Origin of the sequence: Citrobacter freundii complex sp. 2024EL-00216, from assembly GCF_043945515.1 — a bacterium.
GTDB classification, from domain to species: Bacteria; Pseudomonadota; Gammaproteobacteria; order Enterobacterales; family Enterobacteriaceae; genus Citrobacter; species Citrobacter portucalensis.
This window is the reverse complement of the sequence record NZ_JBIMRA010000004.1, coordinates 59,921-85,120: the sequence shown is the minus strand read 5'-3', so window position 1 is coordinate 85,120 and position 25,200 is coordinate 59,921. Positions and strand designations below refer to the sequence as shown.

The 25,200-nt window shown below is 51.3% G+C and carries 24 protein-coding genes; 7 read left to right on the top strand and 17 right to left on the bottom strand.

Features of this window, described 5'->3' with window-relative positions:
• Positions 1 to 265 precede the first annotated feature (265 nt).
• Complete coding sequence (gene hpt / locus ACHHZ7_RS06440) at positions 266 to 802, top strand: hypoxanthine phosphoribosyltransferase (RefSeq protein WP_181490572.1); 537 nt, start codon at positions 266 to 268, stop codon at positions 800 to 802.
• Between the two features lie 70 nt (positions 803 to 872).
• Here hpt and can read toward each other — a convergent pair whose 3' ends face one another.
• A complete protein-coding gene (gene can, locus ACHHZ7_RS06435; protein ID WP_003018654.1) occupies positions 873 to 1,535 on the bottom strand; it encodes a carbonate dehydratase in 663 nt (220 codons plus the stop codon).
• Between the two features lie 108 nt (positions 1,536 to 1,643).
• Here can and ACHHZ7_RS06430 point away from each other — a divergent pair, with 108 nt between their 5' ends.
• The 4 genes from ACHHZ7_RS06430 to ACHHZ7_RS06415 all read left to right on the top strand — a co-directional run bounded on the left by ACHHZ7_RS06430 (position 1,644) and on the right by ACHHZ7_RS06415 (position 5,172).
• Positions 1,644 to 2,570 carry an ABC transporter ATP-binding protein gene (locus ACHHZ7_RS06430; protein ID WP_003829469.1) on the top strand — a complete coding sequence of 309 codons (927 nt, stop codon included), beginning with the start codon at positions 1,644 to 1,646 and terminating at the stop codon, positions 2,568 to 2,570.
• Positions 2,567 to 3,337, top strand: a complete 771-nt coding sequence (locus ACHHZ7_RS06425) for an ABC transporter permease (protein ID WP_003829467.1) — start codon at positions 2,567 to 2,569, stop codon at positions 3,335 to 3,337. The genes ACHHZ7_RS06430 and ACHHZ7_RS06425 overlap by 4 nt, the downstream gene beginning before the upstream one ends.
• A 103-nt stretch (positions 3,338 to 3,440) precedes the next feature.
• Complete coding sequence (locus ACHHZ7_RS06420; RefSeq protein WP_032942385.1) at positions 3,441 to 3,881, top strand: PTS sugar transporter subunit IIA; 441 nt, start codon at positions 3,441 to 3,443, stop codon at positions 3,879 to 3,881.
• A 61-nt stretch (positions 3,882 to 3,942) separates the two neighbouring features.
• Positions 3,943 to 5,172 (top strand): polysaccharide deacetylase family protein, encoded by a 1,230-nt coding sequence (locus ACHHZ7_RS06415; protein WP_060682740.1) that lies wholly within the window; start codon positions 3,943 to 3,945, stop codon positions 5,170 to 5,172.
• Between the two features lie 6 nt (positions 5,173 to 5,178).
• Here ACHHZ7_RS06415 and panD read toward each other — a convergent pair whose 3' ends face one another.
• The 16 genes from panD to thpR form a co-directional block, all read right to left on the bottom strand.
• Positions 5,179 to 5,559 (bottom strand): aspartate 1-decarboxylase, encoded by a 381-nt coding sequence (panD, locus tag ACHHZ7_RS06410; RefSeq protein WP_000621526.1) that lies wholly within the window; start codon positions 5,557 to 5,559, stop codon positions 5,179 to 5,181.
• Between the two features lie 95 nt (positions 5,560 to 5,654).
• Positions 5,655 to 6,509 carry a pantoate--beta-alanine ligase gene (panC, locus tag ACHHZ7_RS06405; RefSeq protein ID WP_008786233.1) on the bottom strand — a complete coding sequence of 285 codons (855 nt, stop codon included), beginning with the start codon at positions 6,507 to 6,509 and terminating at the stop codon, positions 5,655 to 5,657.
• Positions 6,510 to 6,587: 78 nt separating this feature from the next.
• Positions 6,588 to 7,382, bottom strand: coding sequence for a 3-methyl-2-oxobutanoate hydroxymethyltransferase (panB, locus tag ACHHZ7_RS06400; protein ID WP_048236117.1), 795 nt, complete (start codon positions 7,380 to 7,382; stop codon positions 6,588 to 6,590).
• 116 nt (positions 7,383 to 7,498) lie between these two features.
• Complete coding sequence (locus ACHHZ7_RS06395) at positions 7,499 to 8,719, bottom strand: fimbrial protein (RefSeq protein WP_081003605.1); 1,221 nt, start codon at positions 8,717 to 8,719, stop codon at positions 7,499 to 7,501.
• A gap of 33 nt (positions 8,720 to 8,752) precedes the next feature.
• Positions 8,753 to 9,334 carry a fimbrial-like protein gene (locus ACHHZ7_RS06390; protein ID WP_008786236.1) on the bottom strand — a complete coding sequence of 194 codons (582 nt, stop codon included), beginning with the start codon at positions 9,332 to 9,334 and terminating at the stop codon, positions 8,753 to 8,755.
• Between the two features lie 51 nt (positions 9,335 to 9,385).
• Positions 9,386 to 9,961, bottom strand: a complete 576-nt coding sequence (locus ACHHZ7_RS06385; protein WP_008786237.1) for a hypothetical protein — start codon at positions 9,959 to 9,961, stop codon at positions 9,386 to 9,388.
• Between the two features lie 14 nt (positions 9,962 to 9,975).
• Positions 9,976 to 10,539: a fimbrial protein gene (locus ACHHZ7_RS06380; protein ID WP_008786238.1), complete on the bottom strand. Its 564-nt coding sequence runs from the start codon at positions 10,537 to 10,539 to the stop codon at positions 9,976 to 9,978.
• Positions 10,526 to 13,135, bottom strand: coding sequence for an outer membrane usher protein (locus ACHHZ7_RS06375; protein ID WP_060683752.1), 2,610 nt, complete (start codon positions 13,133 to 13,135; stop codon positions 10,526 to 10,528). The genes ACHHZ7_RS06380 and ACHHZ7_RS06375 overlap by 14 nt, the downstream gene beginning before the upstream one ends.
• A gap of 59 nt (positions 13,136 to 13,194) precedes the next feature.
• A complete protein-coding gene (locus ACHHZ7_RS06370; RefSeq protein WP_008786240.1) occupies positions 13,195 to 13,929 on the bottom strand; it encodes a fimbrial chaperone in 735 nt (244 codons plus the stop codon).
• 178 nt (positions 13,930 to 14,107) lie between these two features.
• Positions 14,108 to 14,704 (bottom strand): fimbrial protein, encoded by a 597-nt coding sequence (locus tag ACHHZ7_RS06365; protein ID WP_060682738.1) that lies wholly within the window; start codon positions 14,702 to 14,704, stop codon positions 14,108 to 14,110.
• A 360-nt stretch (positions 14,705 to 15,064) separates the two neighbouring features.
• On the bottom strand, positions 15,065 to 15,556 hold the full coding sequence (folK, locus tag ACHHZ7_RS06360) for a 2-amino-4-hydroxy-6-hydroxymethyldihydropteridine diphosphokinase (protein WP_008786242.1): 492 nt from the start codon (positions 15,554 to 15,556) through the stop codon (positions 15,065 to 15,067).
• A gap of 51 nt (positions 15,557 to 15,607) precedes the next feature.
• On the bottom strand, positions 15,608 to 17,005 hold the full coding sequence (pcnB, locus tag ACHHZ7_RS06355; RefSeq protein ID WP_204192014.1) for a polynucleotide adenylyltransferase PcnB: 1,398 nt from the start codon (positions 17,003 to 17,005) through the stop codon (positions 15,608 to 15,610).
• 71 nt (positions 17,006 to 17,076) lie between these two features.
• On the bottom strand, positions 17,077 to 17,973 hold the full coding sequence (gene gluQRS / locus ACHHZ7_RS06350) for a tRNA glutamyl-Q(34) synthetase GluQRS (RefSeq protein WP_060682737.1): 897 nt from the start codon (positions 17,971 to 17,973) through the stop codon (positions 17,077 to 17,079).
• Positions 17,974 to 18,043: 70 nt separating this feature from the next.
• Positions 18,044 to 18,499 (bottom strand): RNA polymerase-binding protein DksA, encoded by a 456-nt coding sequence (dksA, locus tag ACHHZ7_RS06345; RefSeq protein ID WP_003829221.1) that lies wholly within the window; start codon positions 18,497 to 18,499, stop codon positions 18,044 to 18,046.
• A 177-nt stretch (positions 18,500 to 18,676) separates the two neighbouring features.
• A complete protein-coding gene (sfsA, locus tag ACHHZ7_RS06340) occupies positions 18,677 to 19,381 on the bottom strand; it encodes a DNA/RNA nuclease SfsA (RefSeq protein ID WP_008786246.1) in 705 nt (234 codons plus the stop codon).
• Positions 19,382 to 19,396: 15 nt separating this feature from the next.
• The gene (gene thpR, locus ACHHZ7_RS06335) at positions 19,397 to 19,927 is read right to left on the bottom strand and encodes an RNA 2',3'-cyclic phosphodiesterase (protein WP_060682736.1); all 531 of its coding nucleotides are present in this window, start codon (positions 19,925 to 19,927) and stop codon (positions 19,397 to 19,399) included.
• A gap of 73 nt (positions 19,928 to 20,000) precedes the next feature.
• Here thpR and hrpB point away from each other — a divergent pair, with 73 nt between their 5' ends.
• A complete protein-coding gene (gene hrpB / locus ACHHZ7_RS06330) occupies positions 20,001 to 22,430 on the top strand; it encodes an ATP-dependent helicase HrpB (protein WP_060682735.1) in 2,430 nt (809 codons plus the stop codon).
• A 135-nt stretch (positions 22,431 to 22,565) separates the two neighbouring features.
• Positions 22,566 to 25,106 (top strand): bifunctional glycosyl transferase/transpeptidase, encoded by a 2,541-nt coding sequence (gene mrcB / locus ACHHZ7_RS06325; RefSeq protein WP_060682734.1) that lies wholly within the window; start codon positions 22,566 to 22,568, stop codon positions 25,104 to 25,106.
• The last annotated feature ends 94 nt before the right edge of the window (positions 25,107 to 25,200 follow it).

The window sequence follows — 25,200 nt, the reverse complement described above, 5'->3', positions numbered from 1 at the left end:
TGAACGCCCAGCCTTATGAGTGGCGAAGGCCAGATAAGCCGCGCAGGTAGAGCATTTTTAGCTAAGCAAAGCATCGATCTCGGTCGGTGCTTTTTTTATTCTCTCTCACGATGCTGTATACTCGCCGCCTTTCCACTGTGCTCATGCTATCGCATCATTTCGGATTTGTGCGATAATCCGTATATCAATCGGTGTATCAACTCTCACTGATTTGCGTAGTCTGAGCTGGGTTTTAACTGGTTAAAATCAGTGAGATATATAGATTATGAAACATATTGTTGAAGTCATGATCCCGGAAGCGGAGATCAAAGCGCGTATTGCTGAACTGGGGCGTCAGATTAACGAACGTTACAAGGACAGCGGCAGCGATATGGTGCTGGTTGGTCTGTTACGTGGCTCATTTATGTTTATGGCGGATCTGTGCCGTGAAGTGCATGTCTCTCACGAAGTCGATTTCATGACGGCATCCAGCTATGGCAGCGGAATGTCTACCACGCGTGATGTTAAAATCCTGAAAGACCTGGATGAAGACATTCGTGGCAAGGACGTGCTGATTGTCGAAGACATCATCGACTCCGGCAATACGCTGTCCAAAGTGCGTGAAATTCTGAGCCTGCGCGAGCCGAAATCCCTGGCTATTTGTACGCTGCTGGACAAACCTTCTCGTCGTGAAGTGAATGTTCCGGTCGAGTTTATCGGCTTCTCAATTCCTGATGAGTTTGTGGTCGGTTACGGCATTGACTATGCCCAGCGTTATCGCCATCTGCCGTATGTTGGCAAAGTGGTGCTGCTGGACGAGTAACTGGCTGGAGCGCCTGATGGCGCAGGTTTGTAGGCCGGGTAAGGCGTCGCCGCCTCCCGGCAATGTCACATTATTTATGGTTACTGTGTTTCTGACTCAGGTTAGACAACCCCTGGCGATAGCGCTGTTCCAGCGTTTCGCGGCTGGTGGCGGTGACGTCGAGATCGCGCAGCAGGCCATCATGAATACCGTAAGCCCAGCCGTGAATGGTCACTTTCTGACCGCGCTTCCAGGCTGAACGCATAATGGTTGAGTGGCCCAGGTTATAGACCTGTTCCATGACATTCAGTTCGCACAGGGTGTCCATACGACGTTCCTGCGGCATTTCGCCCAGCAGTGAGCTGTGTTTGAACCAGATATCGCGGATGTGCAGTAACCAGTTATCAATCAGCCCCTGTTCTTTATTTTCAATCGCCGCCTGGACGCCGCCGCATCCATAGTGGCCGCATATAATAATATGTTCCACTTCCAGTACATCCACCGCATACTGAACCACTGAGAGACAGTTCAGGTCGGTGTGAATAACCAGATTGGCAACATTGCGGTGAACAAATAATTCACCCGGTTCAAGACCGGTTAATCGTTCAGCGGGAACGCGGCTATCGGAACATCCAATCCACAGAAAACGCGGATTCTGGGCATGTGTCAGCGTTTCAAAAAATCCGGGATCTTCTTCTACCAGCATCTTTGACCATAGTGCATTGTTGCTGATGAGTGTATCTATGTCTTTCATGGAGTTGTACGACCCGAAGCCAGATAAATTCGATGGGCTAATATAGGGTAACTCCAGCATTAATTAAACTATATATAAAATGTCAGAACGTAAGGTAAGTAAAAAACCATGACCATTGCTCTGGAACTTCAACAACTTAAAAAAACTTACCCCGGTGGCGTTCAGGCGTTACGCGGGATAGATTTGCAAGTCGAAGCGGGTGATTTTTATGCGCTTTTGGGACCGAATGGCGCAGGAAAATCCACCACCATTGGAATAATCAGCTCGCTGGTGAATAAAACCTCCGGGCGGGTGAGTGTCTTCGGATACGATCTTGAAAAAGATACGGTTAACGCTAAACGCCAGCTTGGTCTGGTGCCGCAGGAGTTTAACTTTAACCCGTTTGAAACCGTGCAGCAGATCGTGGTCAACCAGGCAGGTTACTACGGCGTTGAGCATAAAGAAGCCGTTAAGCGTAGCGAACTATATTTAAAGCAGCTCGATTTATGGGAAAAACGTAACGAGCGCGCGCGCATGCTGTCTGGTGGGATGAAACGTCGTCTGATGATTGCCCGTGCGCTGATGCACGAGCCGAAATTACTCATTCTGGATGAACCAACGGCGGGCGTCGACATTGAGCTGCGTCGTTCAATGTGGGGCTTTTTAAAGGATTTAAACGACAAAGGCACCACCATTATTCTGACCACTCACTATCTCGAAGAAGCGGAAATGCTGTGTCGTAATATCGGCATTATTCAGCACGGCGAGCTGGTGGAAAACACCTCGATGAAGAGTCTGCTCTCCAAGCTGAAATCCGAGACCTTTATCCTCGATCTGGCACCAAAAAGTCCGCTGCCGAAACTGGAAGGTTATCAGTACCGACTGGTCGACACTTCCACGCTGGAAGTGGAGGTTCTGCGTGAACAAGGGGTCAACAGCGTCTTCTCTCAGCTGAGCGCACAGGGCATTCAGGTATTGAGTATGCGTAACAAAGCGAACCGACTGGAAGAACTGTTTGTTTCTCTGGTGCATGAAAAACAAGGAGATCGCGCATGATGCAGCTTTACTGGGTTGCGCTGAAAAGCATCTGGGCGAAAGAGATCCACCGCTTTATGCGTATCTGGGTCCAGACTTTGGTGCCTCCCGTCATCACCATGACGCTCTATTTTATTATCTTTGGTAACCTGATCGGCTCGCGTATCGGCGAAATGCATGGCTTTAGCTACATGCAGTTTATTGTACCGGGGCTGATTATGATGGCAGTGATCACCAACTCGTATGCCAACGTGGCCTCGTCGTTTTTTAGCGCCAAGTTTCAGCGCAATATCGAAGAGCTGCTGGTCGCCCCGGTGCCGACGCACGTGATTATCGCCGGTTTTGTCGGCGGCGGCGTGGCGCGTGGCCTGTGCGTAGGCATTCTGGTGACGGCTATTTCACTGTTCTTCGTGCCGTTCCAGGTGCATTCCTGGGTCTTTGTGGCGCTCACGCTGGTGTTAACGGCGGTACTGTTCTCGCTGGCCGGTTTGCTGAACGCAGTCTTTGCAAAAACCTTTGACGATATCAGCCTGATCCCCACCTTCGTGCTGACACCGCTGACCTATCTGGGTGGCGTGTTCTATTCGTTAACGCTGCTGCCGCCGTTCTGGCAAGGACTGTCGCATCTGAACCCAATTGTCTACATGATTAGCGGCTTCCGCTACGGCTTCCTGGGTATTCACGATGTTCCGCTGGTCACCACGTTTGGCGTGCTGGTGGTGTTCATTGCGGCGTTTTACTTGCTGTGCTGGTACCTGATTCAGCGCGGACGCGGCCTACGTAGCTAATTCTTTCTTCCTCTCCTGACTCGGGAGAGGAAGACTTTTGATGCTTATCACCATTACCGATTTATCACCCTGATAAACTACTTGCCTGCTAAGGAGGTAGGCAATGTTAGGTTGGGTAATTACCTGTCATGACGATAAGGCACAGGATATGCTGCATCGTCTGGAGAAAAAGTACGGTCCGTTGGAGCAATGTCAGGCGGTAAGTTTCTGGCGTGGGCTCAGCTCGAATATGTTAAGCCGCATGATGTGCCATGCCCTGCATGCCACAGACTCTGGTGAAGGGGTAGTATTCCTGACGGATATGGCCGGGGCTGCACCTTACCGTGTGGCTTCGTTAATGAGTCATAAACATCCCCAATGCGAAGTGATTTCAGGTATCAGCTATCCATTGCTTGAGCGAATGATTTCGTCACGGGAATCGCTGAGCAGTTCTGCGTTTCGCGATTGCATCGTCGCGCTTGGCGGCCCCGAAGTCTCCAGCCTCTGGCATCAACAACAAAAAAATCCCCCCTTCGTGTTGAAGCATGATTTGTATGAGTATTAATCATTGGTATTGATGATGCTTTTGCTACAATAACCGAGGTTTCTCGCCTCGGTTAAATCATATGGTTATGCGCGTTCTGTTTGTTCTGTTGCTCCTGTTTTCTGGTGGCGTAGGTGCGGCCTTGCCCGCTCGCTATATGCAAACCACGGAAGATGCGGTGATTTGGGCACATGTTGGCAATAAGACTGAGACTGTCGGTAATTTACGCGCGGGACAGATTATTGCCGTTGAACCGGATGCAAAGGATTACTACACCTTCAACTTCGGTTTTGGCAAAGGCTACATCGACAAAGGGCACCTGGAACCTGTGCAGGGGCGTCAGCGTGTGGAAGACGGCCTGGGTGACTTAAATAAACCGTTGAGTAACCAGAACCTGATTACCTGGAAAGATACGCCGGTGTATAACGCTCCGGATGTCGGTAGCGCTCCGTTTGGCGTGCTGGCGGATAATCTGCGATATCCGGTTATCAGCAAGCTTAAAGACCGTCTCAACCAGACCTGGTACCAGATCCGCATTGGCGGCAGACTGGCCTACATTAGCGCGCTGGATGCTCAGCAGGATAACGGTATCCCGATTCTGACTTACCATCATATTCTGCGCGATGAAGAGAACACGCGTTTTCGTCATACCTCCACCACCACATCAGTGCGCGCGTTCAGTAACCAGATGACCTGGCTGCGAGATATGGGCTATACCACGCTGACGATGTATCAGTTAGAAGACTACCTCAATAATCGCGCAAACCTTCCGGCGCGTTCGGTCGTTATTACGTTCGATGATGGCCTGAAGTCCGTTAGCCGCTATGCGCATCCCGTCCTCAAGCAGTATGGCTTTAAGGCGACGGCGTTTATCATTAGCTCACGTATCAAACGTCACCCGCAAAAGTGGGATCCGAAGTCGCTGCAGTTTATGAGTATTTCCGAGCTGGAAGGGATTAAAGATGTTTTCGACTTCCAGTCGCACACCCATTTCTTGCATCGGGTGGATGGCCAGCGACGACCAATTTTACTCAGCCGTAATTATCACAATATTCTGTTTGATTTTGAACACTCCCGTCGGGCGCTCGGGCAGTTTAATCCGCATGTGCTCTATCTTTCCTATCCGTTTGGCGGCTATAACGCGACGGCGGTGAAAGCGGCGCATGATGCCGGTTTTCATTTGGCGGTGACGACGGTGAAAGGGAAGGTGAAGCCTGGCGATAACCCGATGTTGCTAAAGCGGCTGTATATCCTGCGGACGGATTCGCTGGAAACAATGTCGCGGCTGATAGTCAATCAGCCGCAGGGGTAAGGGCTGTCAGGCGACCTGTACCGGAATGGCTTTTGCAGTGCGTTTCATTTCGTTGTCGCCTTCAAAATAGGCCACTTTCGGACGCCATGTACGGGCTTCTTCGTCAGACATAGTGACGAAGCTGGCGATAATCACAATGTCGCCAACTTCAGCACAGTGCGCCGCTGCACCGTTCACCGAGATGATTCTGGAGCCGCGTTCAGCCGCAATGGCATAGGTTGAGAAACGTTTACCATTGGTTACGTTCCAGATATCAATAGCTTCGTTTTCCAGAATACCTGAGGCATCGAGGAAATCCTGGTCGATGGCGCAGGAGCCTTCGTAGTGCAGGTCCGCCTGCGTGACTTTTACGCGGTGGAGCTTGCCTTGCAGCATGGTGCGAATCATAACTTCTATACCCTGTCGTTTACCTTGGCTAAGCAGGCGCGACTGGCCTGCTTTGAGAAATCTTCAGGCAGTATTGCCCGATTTTTAACCCCTGTCTACTGGGCTAATGTAACGCTTTGATTATCGATCAGACGAGCCTGACCCAGCCATGCTGCGGCCAGAATCACCGCGCGTTTACTGGTTTCAGTCAACTCCAGCAGCGTGTCGGCATCACGAATCTGAATATCGTCGGCGCGGAAGCCTTTTTCATTCAGTTCTTGTTCGGCAATGGTAATAATTTCTTGCAGCTCACGATTACCCGCAATCAGCTTTTCAGCGATACCGTTCATCACGTTGTGCAGGCCTGGCGCAATTTTACGCTGTTCTGCCGTTAGATAACCGTTACGTGAGCTGAGGGCCAGACCGTCTTTGGCGCGAATAATCGGTACGCCAACGATCTCAATGTCATAACCCATGTCCGCTACCATTTTGCGGATCAGCGCCAGCTGTTGGAAATCTTTTTCACCAAAGCAGGCGATATCGGGTTGGATCAGGTTAAACAACTTGCTGACGATAGTGGAAACACCACGGAAGTGGCCTGGGCGGCTGGCGCCTTCCAGCATGGTAGAGAGGCCGGGAACATCAACGAAAGTCTGGCCTTCCAGACCCTGCGGGTAGATCTCTTCAACGGCCGGAGCAAAGACATAATCGACTTTACGCTTGTTCAGCTTTTCGCAATCTTCCTGCAGGGTGCGCGGATAGCGCACCAGATCATCCGGTCGGTCAAACTGCATCGGGTTAACGAAAATGCTGACGAACACCACATCAGCCCGCGCTTTTGCTTCATCGACCAGTTTCATATGGCCGTCGTGCAGGTTGCCCATGGTGGGAACCAGTGCGACGCGTTTGCCTTCCTGACGCAGACGACGAATATGCTGGCGTAGCAGCGGCAAGGTTTCAATGATTAACACGACAAGACTCCTTGAGTTGCCTGAGGTACCGTAGGCCGGATAAGACGCGTAGCGTCGTCATCCGGCACGGTCAGAAAATTAGTGGAAGCTGTGCTCTTCACCCGGATAAACGCCGGACTCCACTTCAGCCATATACTGCCGCACTGCGGCGCGCATGTCGCCTGCTTCATTGAGGAAATTCTTCGCAAATTTCGGGATATGGCCACCAGTAATGCCAAAGGCATCATGCATGACGAGGATTTGTCCGTCGGTGACGTTGCCGGCACCGATACCAATCACCGGGATCGACAGCGCTTCAGTGACGCGCTTCGCCAGCTCAACCGGCACGCACTCCAGCACCAGCAACTGAGCGCCAGCGGCTTCTAAGGCCAGCGCATCATCCAGCAGTACCTGCCCGGCGTCGCCGCGGCCCTGAATTTTATAGCCGCCGAAGATATTCACCGACTGGGGCGTTAATCCCAGATGGCCGCAAACCGGCACCGCGCGTTCGGTGAGCATTTTCACCGTATCTACCAGCCAGGCGCCGCCTTCGATTTTGACCATATTAGCGCCCGCGCGCATGACCACCGCAGCGTTTTCAAACGCCTGCTTCGGAGTGGCATAAGCCATAAACGGTAGGTCGGAGAGCAGCAGACAATTCGGTGCGCCGCGACGCACGGCTCGGGTGTGGTAAGCAATGTCTTCAACGGTGACGGGCAGGGTGGAGTCGTGCCCCTGTACCGTCATGCCCAGTGAATCACCGACCAGCATCACGTTGATGCCTTCATCGGCAAACAGCTTAGCGAAGCTGTAGTCATAGGCGGTGATAGTCGCGAAGCGCTTTTTCTCTTGTTTGCATTTCTGCAACACAGCGATAGTGGTGGGTTTGCTCATAACCTCTCCGGCCATAATATTGATGAATATAATGGCCGCATTGTAGGGGAATGAAGCAGAAAAGCGTTAGCCCTTTGTGTGTATTCCCGGCAGCGAGAGCCGCCGGATTAACGCGCTTAGGGGTAGTCGATAGTGAAGCTGCCTGTCGCTTTGAACTCGCCGGGTTTGATGGTGTTGCTACCGTCTTGTTTCAGCGTTGCTCTGAAATTCAGAATCTGATCGGGGTTACCGATATTGCTATAGGTATAGTCTTCCATATTCGTAAACTTATAAACGGAGCTGGAGTTGTTTGGCATGATCGTCATCCAGTCGCTGATGCTTGCTGGATTCTTCTCGCCGGCAACCGTCACGCCAATACCGCTGGCGGCACCAGATGTTAAAGTATTACCCAATAATGCGTTGTCACTGCTGCCTGTTATTGTTGATCCTAACTTCACTTCGACATTCTTAATGTAGGTACAGTTACTTAATTTTATTGAAAAGTCTTTTGTCACACCGTCGCCTTTCAGTTCTTCTGCGTTGCGACTGCCAAAAGGCACGGTAGATCCTGAAACACCTTCACCTGTAACGGCAGTGGCGGTACATGTTGGGTAGTGAATCGTTATTGAACCTGGACTGATGACGTAATCAAGGTAGTGGTTGCCACCACCGATACTGGTGTCTGAAAGCTTAAATCGGAAGTTGTATCCGGTACTTGTTGGAAAGGTAACGTTAACTGCTGATGTGGTTGGCTTAAATGTATCATCAGCATAAAGATGGAATTTAATCCACGGAACAATTCCCCCCATTTCAAAATAACCTTTCTTCCATGCGATTGAATCACAGAAAGTGGAGAAATCTGCATAAGAGGTACTAATGAAATTCAGATCAAAGGACTTATAATCCGTACCACCGCCGTTCCAGTCAACCCAAAATGAACTCCCTGGATAATAGGCGGTGCCAAAGTTAATTTTGGTAATTTCCATACCAAGATACAAACCCGTAGTATTTGTTTTCCATAATGGATTGCCGCTATTATTTTTAATACCCGCACTCTGAAAACCATGATAAAGATTTACACTATGAACATCGTGGTTATAGTTACAATTAAGTCCATGCTTGGGATCAAATTCTGTCGCATTAGAAACAGCAAGTTCGCGTAATCCTGATTCTGTATGGGCGGCAACTGAAGGGAGCAGGTTCCATGAGAATGGAACTGAGTAGTCTTGTACATCTGCATATTCTGCACCTCCTTGATACGAGGTCGCTTGCCCAATATAGACAGACCAGGCATAAGCGTTGCTGGCTCCTAACCATAAAAATAGAGATGATATTAAAAGGACTATGTTTTTCTTCATGGCTAATTTCCCTATTAATGGTCGTTCCGAATTTTATTGGTAGGTGACATTGACAAGTACATGGCTACTTAATTGACCTGGCGTCACCGTGCCGCTATCAAGGATTTTTTGCATTCTGGAATAAAAGGTCCAGCTGGTATCGCTGTAGGACGTTGCACTAAAGGTTGCTCGCGATGTACCATCAGTATTCAACACATTCTTACGCGGGACGTCCGTGGTAAATATCACTACGCCGACGTTTTCTGCCCCACCTGCGCTCTTGGTGAGCTCGTTGGCAAACACCTGTTGATTGCCGATGGCAAACTGCCCGCTTTGCGGCGTGAACTCAAACGTCACCTTGGTTATTTCGTTATCACTGACAGGACAGCTCAACAGTTTGATGGAAAATATTTCACCACCTTCGTAATCAGATTCAGAGGTTATGCCAGGTACAAAATAACCGAGCCCTACTGTACGAAAAGTAACAGTACCGCCGTCACTAACCTCAATATTACACGTATTGTTAATAATGTTAGCTGTAAGATCTAACTCTATACTGGGGTGACAGGATAGCGAAAAAAGGGCTGCTGTCAGCCCTAAGTATAAAGATAAATAGAAATTTCTATGCAATGACATATTTACCCCAATATATTTTTTAGTAAATAGTTGTTCTATTTATATCAACTATTATTGGTATGTAATTGTCAAAGTCGTTGGCGATGTGAATGTACCAGCACCTATTTTACCCGAACCACTAACATCAAACAATCGAGCGCTTAGTTTATAGTCGAAGTTCGTATTTCCTTTCGCTGTAGATACATCAACTACCTGTGCGTTGGGTGTGTTACAAAGCAATTGCACGCTATCTGCACCAGATGGTTGTTCTGTTGTCCATAGCTCAAGTCCTATACTGGATGATGTTCCTCCAATATTTCGAAACCCTGGCCCGTTACTACCTGCGCAGGAGGTTCCAGACTTGCGGTCAAATTTGATAGTTGCTTTACTCTCTGGCAAACCAGCACAATTACTGAATCGAATTTTAAACGGTTTGGTATATGTTTTTGCTATAACTTGCGATGAAGTTACATCTCCCAGAGCGATGGTGTTGGTAGCAATATCACCATCCATAACCTGAGCAGAACATGTTCCCAATGTGACGGTCGTTTTTACTTTTAGCTCAAGGCTGCTGGTTTCAGCAGCATGCACTGTACCTATTGTTAATAGTGTGCTAAACAAGAGTGTGTTAGTTAGTTTTAGGCTCATGCTATTCGTCCTTGTTAATTATAGGTAAAGCTAAAAGTTGCTGAGGATTCAAAGTCACCAGGAGTCCCTTGTCCTTGCGTGATTTCACGTAATGCAACGGTCATGTCTAAGCCATTTGCAATATTATTGGCGTCCCATGTCACACTACTTGAACCATCTGGAGTAATAAACTCTGAATCCTCTGTATTAACAAGTTTAAATCCCATGCCAAGATTTTCTGCAGCGGTCGTATCGGTGAGCGTGTTTTTAATTAACTTACCGGAAATAGTCGTCCCCGTTATTTTGGTCACAATACTATTAAGGCCAGCACTGCATTCCGTCGCGACTAATTTAAAATCGGCTTGCGCAGCAGTCGTTGCATTTTCAATTTTATCCAGGCCGACATTAGGGATTGTTAAAGTGTATTTATCCCCACCATTGTCTGTAACACTCGAACCATTGAGTGCTGTTAATTTAATGTTACAGGTTGATGCTATTACCGTAGCAGTAAAGTCGACGTTGATAGATTCTGCGTGACTGGCTAGCGGAAATATCATCGCAAGTACGGAGGCAGCTAAAAAGCGCTTATTCCTTTTCATTGGGGATTCCATTTGTATTGTGGTTAATGACACGACACGTAATGTTGTCTAACAGTAGGGTCTGGCTGGTGCCGACCGTTTGTTGCGTTGCTGGCAACAGGAAGGTTGCCGTACAGGTTGCGGGTTGGTTATTTTCAAACCAGCGCACCGTAAGTTCGCCGTTATCGCTAATACCGCGGACAAAAGCCTGGCCGCCCTGGCCCATATTGCCGATCTGTACATTGTTCTCATAAACTTCGGCGCCGAATGGGATCGTCTGGTGATCGCTGCGCGTCATGTTGAGAATGGCTGAACGTCCTTCATCGGTTTCGAAACTGGCGAAAACGACCGCACCATCGCGTGGTACCAGTGTGGTGCTGGTGCTCTTCAGCTCGACGTCGTTATCCATCGTATCGATGTCGAGATTGACCTGGTTTTCCCGGTAGGCCGTCAGTGAGTTCGTTGCGCCATAACCCCAGCGATCAATTGTGCTGCTTCCACCGTTAATCCGAGCGCCTTTAGCGCCAGGCGCTTTCACCAGCACAATGGCATCGCTGTTGCCAAAGTTGTCGTTGGTAAACGTTAAACCACCGCTGTGCAACACAAAACCGCCGTCAGTGGAGAGCGAATACTGACGATTACTGTCGTTATTCGCCGAGGCGGATGCTGAAAGATCTCCCCATGGGGACTGATAGCTGGTATATCCACCAATATCGGAGATGTTTTTCCCCTCTTTTTGCATGGTGTAGCCTGTATTCACGCTGTAGTTCAGCTTATTGTCTTCGCTGCTGCCGCTACTGTTCATGCTGATCTGGTGCCCACCGTTAAAATCGGTACGCATCTGGGTGCTCAAGTTGCTGAACCCTGAGCGGCGACGTTCACCACCCAGCAGGTTCTCCAGCGGAATATTGAAGTTGATATAAAGCGAATCATCCTTTTCGCCTTCTTCATCCCAGGTGCGCTGCAGGTTGATACTCATGCTGCCCCAGGAAAATCCTTTGCCATAACCCAGGCTGTAATCGCTGCGGCTTTCGTTGCTTGCCCAGTAGTCGGTCCAGGTGGCTGACAGATAAAATGAACCGTAATCAACCTCAGCGGACTGCAAAGGTTGGTTCATGCTGACGGTGACCTGATTCTTCATACGCGAGAAGTTATTCATGGTATTGCGTTCTGCGTCAGTACCTTTGAATTTGGCATCGTCGATTAGCTCTAGCGCGTCATTCAGGCCCAGGTAGTCTCGCGTCGAGTAGCGATAGGCCGCGACGTTGAACGACGTATCGGTCGCCTCAATCAGTTTGTTCCAGGTCAAGCGATAGCTTTGGCCTTGATAGGTATTGTCGTCAGGGATATCTGCGCGTGAATGGGTAACGTCAACCGCCAGTGCGCCAAAGGGTGTATTCAGACCCAGACCGAGGAGTCCAGCGAAATAGTCGTTGTCCGTTGCCTGAATACCGGTGTAGGCCGTCAGAAAGTTGTTCAGACCGTAGTAGTATGAGCCCTGCGCCAGGTTTGGTTTGTCATGAAGTTCGTCGTTATTGACTTCCCCGACGCTCACGTCCCAGCGTCCGACGCCCGGGCGCTGCATCTGCATGACCGAAGAAAACGGCTGGGAGAAAGTACGTTTACTGCCATCAGCTTCTTCGATGGTGACGATCAGGTCGCTACCGTAGCCGGAAGGGCTGATATCGTTGATCTCGAAAGGTCCCGGCGGAACGGTCGCTTCATAAATCTTATAACTGCCCTGAGTCACGGTCACTTTGGCGTTAGTGTTGGCGACGCCGCGGATAATAGGCGCATAGTTAGCCAACTGTGAAGGCAGCATACGCGTGTCGCTATACAGACGTGCCCCGCGGATGTTCACCGAGTCAAAGGTTTCGCCAGTGGTATAGGCTTCGCCGACAATCAGCTGTGAGCGTAGTGCCGGGAGGTCGCGCTGCAGATAACGGTTCTGGTATTCGAAATTGCTGCCGCCGTCCTTCGCCCAGTTGTAGTTACCACTGGCACGAAGACGCCATGCACCGAGATTGATGCCCGTATTAAATGCAGCATACAAGCTATCGCTGTCAGTATCGTGGTTGGTGCTGTGGTAGCCGTTAAGGGTATAGGAAAACAGGGCAGCCGGGATGCCGCTTTCCCACAAGGAGGGCTCGACATAGCCAGAATAACCTTTAATGAGCCACGCCTGAGGAACGGAGATATCCAGGCGCTGCTCACCCATATCAAAGCTTACGTTTGACTGCTCGATAAGTGCAGGTAGGTTTAAGCAGTCATCCCCATCTTCATCACCTTTTTTCAGAATAGCGTGTTCGTTGCCGATCTCAGGCTGCTTAATGTGCAGCTGTGCCAGATTCTTCGACGTCAGGCAGGCTTGCGCGCTATTTTTACCAACATCAACAAAGGGAAGGGTCAGGCTTGCTACTGATTTCTCGTTGACGAAAACTTTCACAGTGTAGGTTCCCGCTGGCGTAGGGTTGCCGTCGGAATATTTACTGATATCGATACTAGCCGCGCTACTTCCCATTAAAAATGAGCTGTCGTACTCGACGTTTTCTGCGGCAAAACCGGGCTGGCTGTAAAGCAGTGCACAGCACATCGCCAGTAGCGTTTTTTTCGGCATCGATTCGGTATAAGGAAAGTTTTGCACCGTCTTTTGCATCCTGCGTTTTGATTAATCGATTACAGTGAAACAGAGCCTTCGATCATGCCGCCATAATCGTTAATGGCGTGGTAGTCCAGTTTGCCTGATACGGTATTTTGTAGACCTTTGACGTTAAAAGAGGCATTGCTCAAAGGCGCAACCATGGTGGCATCAACGGTATAGCGCTTCCCGCCAACCGTAACGACAGCATCATTAAATGAAACGTAGTAAGGTGTTGGGTTATTAACCTTTAGCGTCGTATGGCCTTGTTCATTCCCCATCTGCCACTTCAACTGTTTGGTGGCTTCTGCAGGCGAACCCTGTAAACCGGCAGGGCGGTAAAACAGTTTGATACGAGTGCGGAAAGCTAACTGCAGCAAACTTTTGTTTTCTTCTTTGTTGGCGTCTGCTTTTGGCGGTACTTCCAGCACGTTAAACCAGAACACGCTTTCACGGTCTTTTGGCAATGCTGTGGTTTGGGTAAACATTACTTTCACGGATTGACCGTGCTTTGGTTCTATACGTGAAACGGGAGGAGTGGAGACGAATGGGGCCTTAATACTGCCTGGATCGGCATTATCATTCCCGAGATCAATCCAGTTTTGCACCAGCAGCGGTCGGGTACCTTTATTTTCCAGGCGGATACTGACATCTTTTTTATTTTCATCATAAATGATACGCGTGCCGGAAATGATAATATCGGCATGACTGGTATTACTCAATAAGCTTCCTGCTAGTACCAATGTGGTAAGCGTTTTCTTAAAATTCAACATGAGCATTCCTTGCCAGTGGATGATTTGGTGTTCTTAATTTAAGAAACGAGGTGCGATAGTAATCGTAATTCTCACCTCGTTATTACAAGCTGTGTTAATGACAAACGGTGTAATAATTCCGGTTAATGCTATTAACGCGCTTTTTTGTATACTTATTTCATCAGTAAAGCGTTAATGCTTACTGATAAGTAAAGGTATACATTGCGTTAGTGGTAACGTGACCTGGGGTTACGTCATCAGTGCCGTTTGCTTTAACGTAAGAAGCTACAAAGTTATAGGTAGCGACTTGGCTGGCATCGAAGGTGGCTTCGTGAACGTCTGCACCGTCAACTTTCATCAGCGTTTTGGTGTCTGCATCGTGAATCGCGATGTTTACGTTTTTCGCAGCAGCCATACCGGCGGCAGTCAGGTTGGTGTCGTTATCCAGCGTGCCTTTGGTATTACCAAAAGAAGAGACCATTGACAGTTTTGCAACGGTGGTGCCGCCAGTGACTCCGGATGCATCTTTACAGTTCAGAATGATGGTGAAAGGTTCTGCTTTTGCGCCGTAAGTAGCATCAGCGACTTCAGTGGTGATATCCGCCGGGGTTGCGGTTTCCAGATAGATGTTGCCATCAGTGGATTCATCACCACGGCTGGTGGAAACGACTTTAGTACAGGTTGTAGCACTGACTAAACCGTGAAAATTAAGCTGGCCACCTTCTGCATCCGCTGCCATTGCCGAAGTTGAGCCCATTGCCATAACCATAGCTGCTGCCAAAATTGCTTTTTTCATTACTGTATCCTTACAGGATTTGAAATATTAGATAATTACTACTTTGCTATATTAAATAGCAGGGGCATATTCTAGCGGTTAGTAATGTTTTGTAAAATAACTTGGGTCTATGGGTTTTATAAAATCATTTTATTTTAAAATTATTGTAGGAGGGCTTTCTTTGTTTTTTGAAATATATTTTTATGGGATATAGGTTTGTGTGATAAAGCGCAAGGAACAAACAACTACTGGTCTTTAATAATAATTGTTTTGCATGGATGATGTCTGAGTAGTATGTGTTAATTAGATTTGCTGAAAGGAAAATGTAGTTTAATTAATTTGAGTGAGGCTTTTCATAATTAATTTTATTATATAACGCGGTTACCATTGCGCCGGACGAGGAGTGGTTTGCTGGATGAAAAACGCAAGTGGTTGTTTATCGTCTGGAAAGATAAGATCCGGCGCGATTTCAGCGAGCGGCCACAGCATAAAACCACGGTTTTTCATGTCGTAGTGCGGTACGGTCAGACGTTCGGTGTTAATCACTTCATCGCCAAACAGCATAATGTCGAGGTCCAGCGTTCGTGGTCCCCAGCGTTCGGCTTTGCGCACCCGCCCCTGCTGTAACTCAATGCGTTGGGTGTGATTGAGTAATTCTTCCGGCGCGAGGGTGGTTTCCAGTGCGACGGCGGCGTTCAGGTAATCGGGTTGATCCTGTGGGCCTAATGGTGGCGTACGGTAAAATGAGGAGACAGCCACGATTCGGCTGTCAGGGATTTCACCGATCGCTTTCACGGCAGCATTAACCTGCTCCAGAGGGGAGGCTAAATTACTGCCGAGGGCGATATATACCCGTCGTTTTTCAAGCTGCATCTGTGTCACCACCTTGATGCGACTCGAAATTTGTTGGGTATACGTGATAGGTCATGCGGAGCCTTCACGGCGTGGCGCACGTTTACGCGGGCGACGATGGCGACGACGTGCGTCTGGCTCTTCATCCAGCTCGTTCAGCATGCCTTTTTGTTCTGGCGGCGCAGAAACCTGGAATTCACCCCACCATTTCGCCAGTCGCTGCAATTCCGCGTTGTGTTCGACTTCAGCACGCAGCGCTAACAGGTCGTAAGCTGCGCGGAATTTTGGATGCTCCATCAGCTTCCAGGCGCGTTTACCCTGGCGACGCGACATACGTAGCTGCAACTGCCAGATATCACGGGTCAGTGAGGTCAGACGTTTCGGGATCGCCAGCGAGCGGCAGGCTTCGTCCAGCACGTCGTTCATTGCCAGCGCGAAAGCATCGTAATAGGCCAGACCGCTTTCTTGCGCAATTTTCTGTGCGGCTTCCAGTAACGGATACCAGAACATGGCAGCAAACAAGAACGCCGGGTTAACGCGCATATCATTGTGAATGCGGTTATCGGTATTCTTCAGTACCTGGGCAATGATGCGTTCCATTGGGCTGTCACCGTCTTCGGTGAAGTAGCGCGTAATGGTTGGGAACAGCGGTTGGAACAGGCTGTACTCACGCAGTTTTTTATAGGTTTCGTACCCATAGCCCGCCTGTAACAGCTTGAGCGCTTCTTCAAACAGGCGCGCAGGAGGAATATCGTTAAGCAAGGTAGCCAGACGTGGGATCGGCTCTGCGGTTTCCGGGCTGATACGCATGTCGAGCTTGGCGGCAAAGCGTACGGCGCGCAGCATGCGCACAGGATCTTCGCGATAGCGCGTTTCCGGATTACCGATCAGGCGAATGATGCCCTCTTCGAGATCCTGCATTCCCCCGACGTAATCACGTACGGTGAAATCGGCCACGCTGTAATACAGGCTGTTAATCGTGAAATCGCGACGCTGTGCATCTTCTTCGATGGAGCCGAAGATGTTGTCACGCAGCAGCATACCGTTTTGTCCGCGCTGCGATGTTGTGCGATCGGATTCGCTGCCTTCATGATGGCCGCGGAACGTTGCCACTTCGATAATTTCTGGGCCGAACATGACATGGGCCAGACGGAAACGGCGACCGACCAGGCGACAGTTACGAAACAGTTTGCGCACCTGATCCGGCGTTGCGTTAGTGGTGACATCAAAATCTTTCGGTTTTTTGCCCAGCAAAAGATCGCGTACACCACCGCCAACCAGCCATGCCTCGTATCCGGCCTTATTGAGCCTGTACATTACCTTCAGGGCATTTTCACTGATATCTTTGCGGGAGATAGAGTGCTGCTCACGCGGAATTACCGTCATATGTGGACGGGCGACGGCGAGCTCAGCCTCGCGCTCCTCGCGGCTTAGCACCTTGCGGCAAAAATTAGCGACTCGGGTAAAAATAGTGCACCTCGGTAGTGTCAAACTTCAATCAGAACAAGTGTTGCTGTGTAAAAATAGCGGCTAATCATAGCTCAGCATGATGCATTTGAGAATGCCGGATTTAAGATCGCCGATTCAGGCACCGCTGTCAGACGCCAATTCTCAACGGCAAACTCCAGGATCTGATCAACCTGCATATCCTGCCACGGGATATCGGCACGCTGGCTGAGAAAGCGCAGCGCGGCAATAATCACCGGACGCGGATCGCCTTGCGGCAGCGCAGGTGCATGATTTTGTTTTGAAAGTTTAGCGCCTTGTTCGTTGAGCGCCAGCGGAAGATGAATATAGTCAGGCGCTTGCCAGCCAAACTGCTGATACAAAGAGATTTGCCGCACCGTGGGTTCGATAAGATCGGCGCCGCGTACAATCTCCGTTACGCCCTGAAAGTGGTCATCAACCACCACAGCGAGGTTATAGGCAAACAGCCCGTCGCGTCGGTGGATAATAAAATCTTCCCTCGCAAGCTGCGGGTCAGCCTGAATCTCACCGCGCAGTTGGTCAGTAAACTGCATCACCGGATGGCGTTGCTTTATGCGGACAGCCGCCTGCTCTGGTCCGAGGCGTAACTCACGGCAGTGGCCGTCATAAATACCGCCGACGCTTTGAATACGTGCCCGCGTACAGGTGCAGTAATAGCTCAGATCCTGTTGATGTAACCAGGCGAGCGCCTCGCGGTAGGCATCATGACGTTGGGATTGCCATAAAATATCGCCATCCCAGTGCAGTCCGTAATGTTCCAGCTGACGCAGAATCGTATCTGCAGCACCGGGAACTTCACGAGGGGGGTCAATATCTTCAATGCGCACTCGCCAGATTCCGCGCTGTGAGCGGGCCTGCAGGTAACTCCCGAGGGCGGCAATTAGTGAACCGAAATGCAGTTCGCCAGAAGGGGAAGGGGCGAAGCGGCCTATATAGTGTGAATCGCTCATTTTGCGGACTAACAAATAATAAGGCGGGAGAAGCTCCCGCCTGTAGTAAACGTGGTAAAAATGACCGGAATTAACCTGCCATTTGTTTTTCGCGGATTTCTGCCAGCGTTTTACAGTCGATGCACAGATCGGCTGTCGGACGCGCTTCCAGACGGCGAATACCAATTTCTACGCCGCATGATTCGCAGTAGCCGAAATCTTCGTCTTCTACTTTCTTCAGCGTCTTCTCGATCTTTTTGATCAGTTTGCGCTCACGGTCACGGTTACGCAGCTCAAGGCTGAATTCTTCTTCCTGTGCGGCGCGGTCCACCGGATCAGGGAAGTTAGCCGCTTCGTCTTGCATATGAGTTACGGTGCGATCGACTTCATCCCTAAGTTGATTGCGCCATGCCTCAAGAATACGCCTGAAGTGCGACAGCTGGGCTTCGTTCATATACTCTTCGCCCGGTTTCTCCTGGTACGGCTCCACCCCAGCGATGGCGAGAATACTCAGGGACGATGTTTTACGGTTTTGCCCTTCTTGCATGTTGCTTCTCCTTAACACGCACTATCGATCCCCATGTTCGGGGGAAAAATCAGGTCGCTATAAATAGCAGATGCTTTTCCGGATAGCAATTATCTAAACGTAACACTTGACAACCCTGTGAGGAAAAGCGTATTTGCCCACGCGCCCAGAATACTAATTGACCAGATATTTACACCATTACAAGGTAATGGGCAACGGCTCTTTAAGAGTCATACCGTGGGCAGAAAGTTCCGCTTTATAAACCAGAATTTCAACCCCCTTAAGCTGTGCTTCAACTAATAATTGCGCATATTTTGCATCGATATGGCGCGCGGGTGAAAACCGTGTAATGGCTGAATGTAGCACGGCGAAAAATATCACTGCCCGCTTGCCTTCAGCCGCTACGCTCATCAATTCCCGAAGATGCTTCTGACCTCGTTCAGTGATGGCATCGGGAAAATAACCCTGCTCTTTTTCCGCCAACGTGACTGATTTCACTTCAATATAGCAGTCAGGTCGGGAATCTGCCTGTAACAAAAAGTCGATGCGGCTCCCTTCGGCGCCGTATTTTACTTCACTTTTCAAAGTACTGTAGCCTGAAACTTCCGAAATTAACGCCTGCTGAATCGCCTCTTTCGTTAATCTGTTGGCCCACAGCGTGTTAACACAAATAAATTCACCGGATTGGGTTTGCGTTAATTCCCAGGTATGTGGATATTTGCGTTTAGTATTTTCTGATGTCGAATACCAAACGGTGTCACCTGGCATTGCGCATCCGGTCATCGCACCGGTATTTGGGCAGTGTAGCGTTAACGCTGTGCCATCGGGTGTGATCACATCCGCTAAAAAGCGCTTATAGCGCTGAATGAGCGTTGCAGGTTGTAAAGGTGGAGAAAATTGCATAAGCAGTCCCTTTAATTATTCAGTCAGCGTCCAGCGTTGCAGCGGCGTATAACGCGTGCGTCCTCGTGAAAATGAGGAGGAGTAAAGTGCGAACTCCGTTACCGGAAATGACCAGCCAAAGCCCGGTGGAGGGATTGGAACCGCGTGACCGGCATCGCGCAGCAGCGTGATATGCGGGTGAAACGGCAGCGGGCTTTGATAGCACCCGCTACGCGCTGCCTGCGCCCGTAGCATATTCGCCAGTTGCAGCAACCCGCGCGGCGGCTGACGCATACCCAGCCACACGACCCTGGAGCGCAGCCATTGCCCGGCATCATCGAATTTGAGCGTGAAACCTGGCTGGCGAATACGCCCCGCGAGCTGCGACAGCGCCTGTTGCTTCTCAGCGCTGACGTCGCCTAAAAAGGCCAGCGTCAGATGCAGATTATCAGCCGCGACGGGGCGGCCCGCTTCAGGGGGGAACTGCGCGGCCCGCCAGTGGATTAGCTGCTCCCGAACCCCGGCTGGCAATTCAATCGCAAAGAACAGCCTTTTTGGCTCAGACATGATGGATACTCGGTTATGAATTAACGCGATGCTACAATGCAGCGCGAAGAATGTTAACCCTCTGGAGCCATTTGTGACGTTGTTGCCCGTTGCTGCCGTAGTGCCTGAACTGCTTATCGCCCTTGATGCCTCGCCGCAGGTTCTGCTGACGGCGCCGACCGGTGCAGGGAAATCGACCTGGCTGCCGTTGCGACTTCTTGAGCATCGCGGTATCACGGGGCGGATTATTTTGCTGGAGCCGCGCCGCCTGGCAGCGCGCAATGTGGCGCAACGATTAGCGGAATTGCTGAACGAAAAGCCTGGTGAAACCGTGGGCTATCGCATGCGCGCACAAAGTTGCGTAGGGCCGCAGACCCGGCTGGAAGTGGTAACTGAGGGCGTCCTGACGCGGATGATCCAACGCGATCCTGAACTGACAGGCGTCGGGCTGGTGATCCTCGACGAATTTCACGAACGGAGTTTACAGGCTGATCTGGCGCTGGCGCTATTGCTGGATGTGCAGCAAGGGCTGCGGGACGATCTGAAACTGTTGATTATGTCCGCCACTCTGGATAACGGGCGTTTGCAGCAGATGTTGCCCGATGCGCCGACGATCGTTTCTGAAGGCCGCGCATTTCCCGTTGAGCGGCGGTATCAGCCGTTGGCGGCGCATTTGCGTTTTGATGAAGCGGTGGCGATAGCGACGGCGGAGCTATTGCGTCATGAAAGCGGGTCACTGCTGCTATTTTTACCGGGTGTGGGCGAAATCCTGCGTGTACAGGAGCAGCTGGCTACGCGTGTAGGCAGCGATGTTGTGCTGTGTCCACTGTACGGCGCGTTAACGCTTTCCGAGCAGCGTCAGGCGATTGTGCCCGCGCCGCAAGGCAAACGCAAAGTGGTGCTGGCCACCAATATTGCTGAAACCAGCTTGACGATCGAAGGCATCCGACTGGTGGTGGACTGCGCCCAGGAACGCGTGGCGCGCTATGACGTGCGTACCGGTCTGACGCGACTGATTACCCAGCGCATTAGCCAGGCTTCGATGACTCAGCGCGCGGGACGTGCGGGTCGTCTGGAGCCCGGTATTTGCCTGCATCTGCTTGCCAAAGAGCAGGCAGAAAGAGCGGCAGCGCAGGGGGAAGCGGAGATATTGCAGAGCGATCTGTCCGGGCTACTGATGGAGTTGCTGCAATGGGGATGTACCGAACCTGAACAACTGAACTGGCTGGATATGCCGCCCGCCATCAACCTGCAGGCGGCAAAACGGCTGTTGCAGATGCTGGGCGCGCTTGAGGGCGACAGGCTCAGTGCCCGCGGGCAGAAAATGGCGGCATTGGGTAACGATCCTCGTTTAGCGGCGATGCTGGTCGGTGCCAAAAATAATACCGAAGCGGCTACGGCGGCAAAACTGGCCGCGATTCTGGAAGAGCCGCCGCGCGGTGGAAGTACCGATCTGACCGTGGCGTTTGCACGAAATCAGCCCGCCTGGCAGCAGCGCAGTCAACAGTTGCTGAAACGGCTTAACGTTAGCAGCGGGCAGCCCGACAGCACGCTGCTCCCCTCATTGCTGGCGCGGGCGTTTGCCGATCGGATAGCGCGTCGACGCGGGCAGGAAGGGCGCTATCAACTGGCGAATGGCATGGGCGCTATGCTGGATGCCGATGATGCTTCAGGACGCCATGAATGGCTGATAGCGCCACTTTTGTTGCAGGGCAGCGCTTCGCCAGACGCGCGTATTTTGCTGGCTCTACCGCTGGATATCGAGTCGCTGATGCAGGCATGTCCTGAGCTGCTGCAACAGTCCGACACCATCGAATGGGATGAAACCCAGGGAACGTTAAAGGCATTGCGTCGGTCGCGCATTGGTCAGCTCACGGTAAAAGTACAGCCATTGGCCAAACCCTCGGAAGAGGAGTTGCATCAGGCGATGTTGAATGGCATTCGCGATAAAGGGCTAAGTGTGCTCAACTGGACGCCGGAAGCCGAGCAGTTTCGACTGCGTCTGCAATGTGCGGCAAACTGGTTGCCAGAATACGACTGGCCCGCGGTAGATGAGGATTCTCTGCTGGCGTCGCTGGAGACCTGGCTGCTGCCGCACATGAGCGGTGTGCACTCGTTACGCGCATTAAAAGCACTCAATGTGGGACAGGCGTTGCGCGGTTTACTGGACTGGTCAATGTTGCAACGTCTGGATAGTGAGCTGCCTGCGCATTACACTGTGCCGACGGGAAGCCGGATTGCCATTCGCTATCATGAGGATAATCCTCCAGTATTGGCGGTTCGGATGCAGGAAATGTTTGGTGAAGCAAAGACTCCAACCATTGCCCAGGAGCGCGTGCCGCTGGTGCTGGAGCTGCTGTCTCCGGCCCAAAGACCGCTACAGGTGACGAGCGATCTGAGCGCGTTCTGGCAGGGATCGTACCGTGAGGTGCAAAAAGAGATGAAAGGGCGTTATCCCAAACATGTCTGGCCGGACGATCCGGCGAATACCGCGCCAACGCGGCGCACCAAAAAGTATTCGTAATGTAACTGTAGGCCGGATAAGGCGTTATGCCGCATCCGGCGAAAGAGCGGTAATAATTGAGAGATTTCTTCTTCTGTCGCAGGACGGAAGAACAGAGAATCGGGCCCTTGCGCCTGAATGTTGCGGAGAAAAAGCATGGCGGGGAATGACCGCGAGCCAATTGGACGTAAAGGAAAACCCTCGCGTCCGGTGAAACAAAAGGTGAGCCGTCGTCAACTCAGAGATGATGAGTATGACGACGATTATGATGATGATGACTATGAGGATGAAGAACCGATGCCGCGTAAGGGTAAAGGCAAAGGGCGTAAGCCTCGTGGTAAGCGCGGCTGGTTCTGGCTGCTGGTAAAACTGTCGATTGTCTTTTTGGTACTGATCGCCATTTACGGCGTTTATCTGGACCAAAAAATCCGTAGCCGTATTGATGGCAAAGTCTGGCAGCTTCCTGCGGCAGTTTATGGCCGTATGGTTAACCTTGAGCCAGAAATGCCTATCGGCAAAAACGAGATGGTGAAGCTGCTGGAGGCCACGCAGTATCGTCAGGTGACGAAGATGACGCGTCCGGGCGAATTTACCGTACAGGCGAAGAGCATCGAGATGATTCGTCGTCCGTTTGACTTCCCGGACAGTAAAGAAGGGCAGGTGCGTGCGCGTCTGACCTTTGACGGCGATCATCTGGACACCATCGAGAATATGGATAACAACCGCCAGTTCGGTTTCTTCCGTCTCGATCCGCGTCTGATCACCATGCTCTCTTCACCTAACGGTGAGCAGCGCCTGTTTGTTCCGCGTAGCGGCTTCCCGGATCTGCTGGTGGACACACTGCTGGCGACCGAAGACCGTCACTTCTATGAGCATGACGGTATCAGCCTTTATTCCATTGGCCGTGCGGTGCTGGCGAACCTGACGGCGGGTCGTACGGTACAGGGGGCCAGTACGCTGACTCAGCAGCTGGTGAAAAACCTGTTCCTGTCCAGCGAACGTTCCTACTGGCGTAAGGCCAACGAAGCCTATATGGCGCTGATCATGGATGCGCGTTACAGCAAAGACCGCATTCTTGAGCTGTACATGAACGAAGTCTATCTCGGCCAAAGCGGTGATAACGAGATTCGCGGCTTCCCGCTGGCGAGCCTCTATTATTTCGGTCGTCCGGTAGAAGAGCTGAGCCTCGACCAGCAGGCGCTGCTGGTGGGGATGGTTAAAGGGGCGTCGATCTACAACCCGTGGCGTAACCCGAAACTGGCGCTGGAGCGTCGTAACCTGGTTCTGCGTTTGCTGCAACAGCAGCAGATTATCGACCAGGATCTGTATGACATGCTGAGTGCGCGTCCGTTAGGCGTACAGCCGCGTGGTGGGGTGATCTCCCCGCAGCCTGCCTTTATGCAGATGGTGCGTCAGGAGCTCCAGGCGAAGCTGGGCGATAAAGTTAAAGATCTCTCCGGCGTGAAGATTTTCACCACCTTTGATTCCGTGGCGCAGGACGCCGCAGAAAAAGCGGCGGTGGAAGGCATTCCGGTACTGAAGAAACAGCGTAAGCTGAGCGATCTGGAAACCGCGATTGTGGTTGTTGACCGCTTTAGCGGCGAAGTTCGCGCCATGGTCGGCGGAGCAGAACCGCAGTTTGCGGGCTATAACCGTGCGATGCAGGCGCGTCGTTCGATTGGTTCTCTGGCCAAGCCTGCGACCTATCTGACCGCGCTCAGCCAGCCGAAGTTGTACCGCCTGAATACCTGGATTGCCGACGCGCCGATTGCACTGCGTCAGCCGAACGGCCAGGTGTGGTCACCGCAGAACGATGACCGTCGCTATAGCGAAAGCGGTAGAGTGATGCTGGTGGATGCGTTAACGCGTTCAATGAACGTGCCAACGGTAAATCTGGGGATGGCGCTGGGCCTGCCTGCTGTAACCGATACCTGGTTGAAGCTGGGGGCGCCGAAAGATCAGCTTAACCCGGTTCCGGCCATGCTGCTGGGGGCGTTGAACCTGACGCCAATTGAAGTGGCGCAGGCATTCCAGACTATCGCCAGCGGCGGGAACCGCGCGCCGCTGTCGGCGCTGCGTTCGGTGATTGCCGAAGATGGAACCGTACTGTACCAGAGTTTCCCACAGGCCGAGCGTGCCGTTCCGGCGCAAGCAGCGTATATGACGCTGTGGACTATGCAGCAGGTGGTTCAGCGTGGTACAGGTCGCCAGCTTGGCGCGAAGTATCCGGGTCTGCATCTGGCAGGGAAAACCGGGACCACCAACAACAACGTGGATACCTGGTTTGCCGGGATCGACGGCAGCCAGGTGACCATTACCTGGGTGGGCCGCGATAATAACCAGCCAACCAAGCTGTACGGTGCCAGCGGCGCGATGTCGATTTATCAGCGTTATCTGGCCAACCAGACGCCAACACCGCTGGTGTTGACGCCGCCGGAGGATGTGGTGGATATGGGCGTAGACTACGACGGTAACTTCGTTTGTAGCGGCGGGATGCGCACGCTTCCTGTATGGACCACCGATCCGGATTCACTGTGTCAGCAAGGTGAGATGCTGCAGCAGTCGGGTAATCCGTTCGATCAATCTTCTCAGCAGCCGCAGCAACAGCAGCCTCAACAGCAGCAACCGCCGCAGCAAGAGAAGAAGGACGGCGATGGCGTAGCCGGTTGGATTAAAGAGATGTTTGGTAGTAATTAATTCAGTAATAAATTAGACCTAAACACCCGCTATTAGCGGGTGTTTTTATTTCTGGGTAAAATGATTTTTATTTTTTCATGATGCAATTGTATTG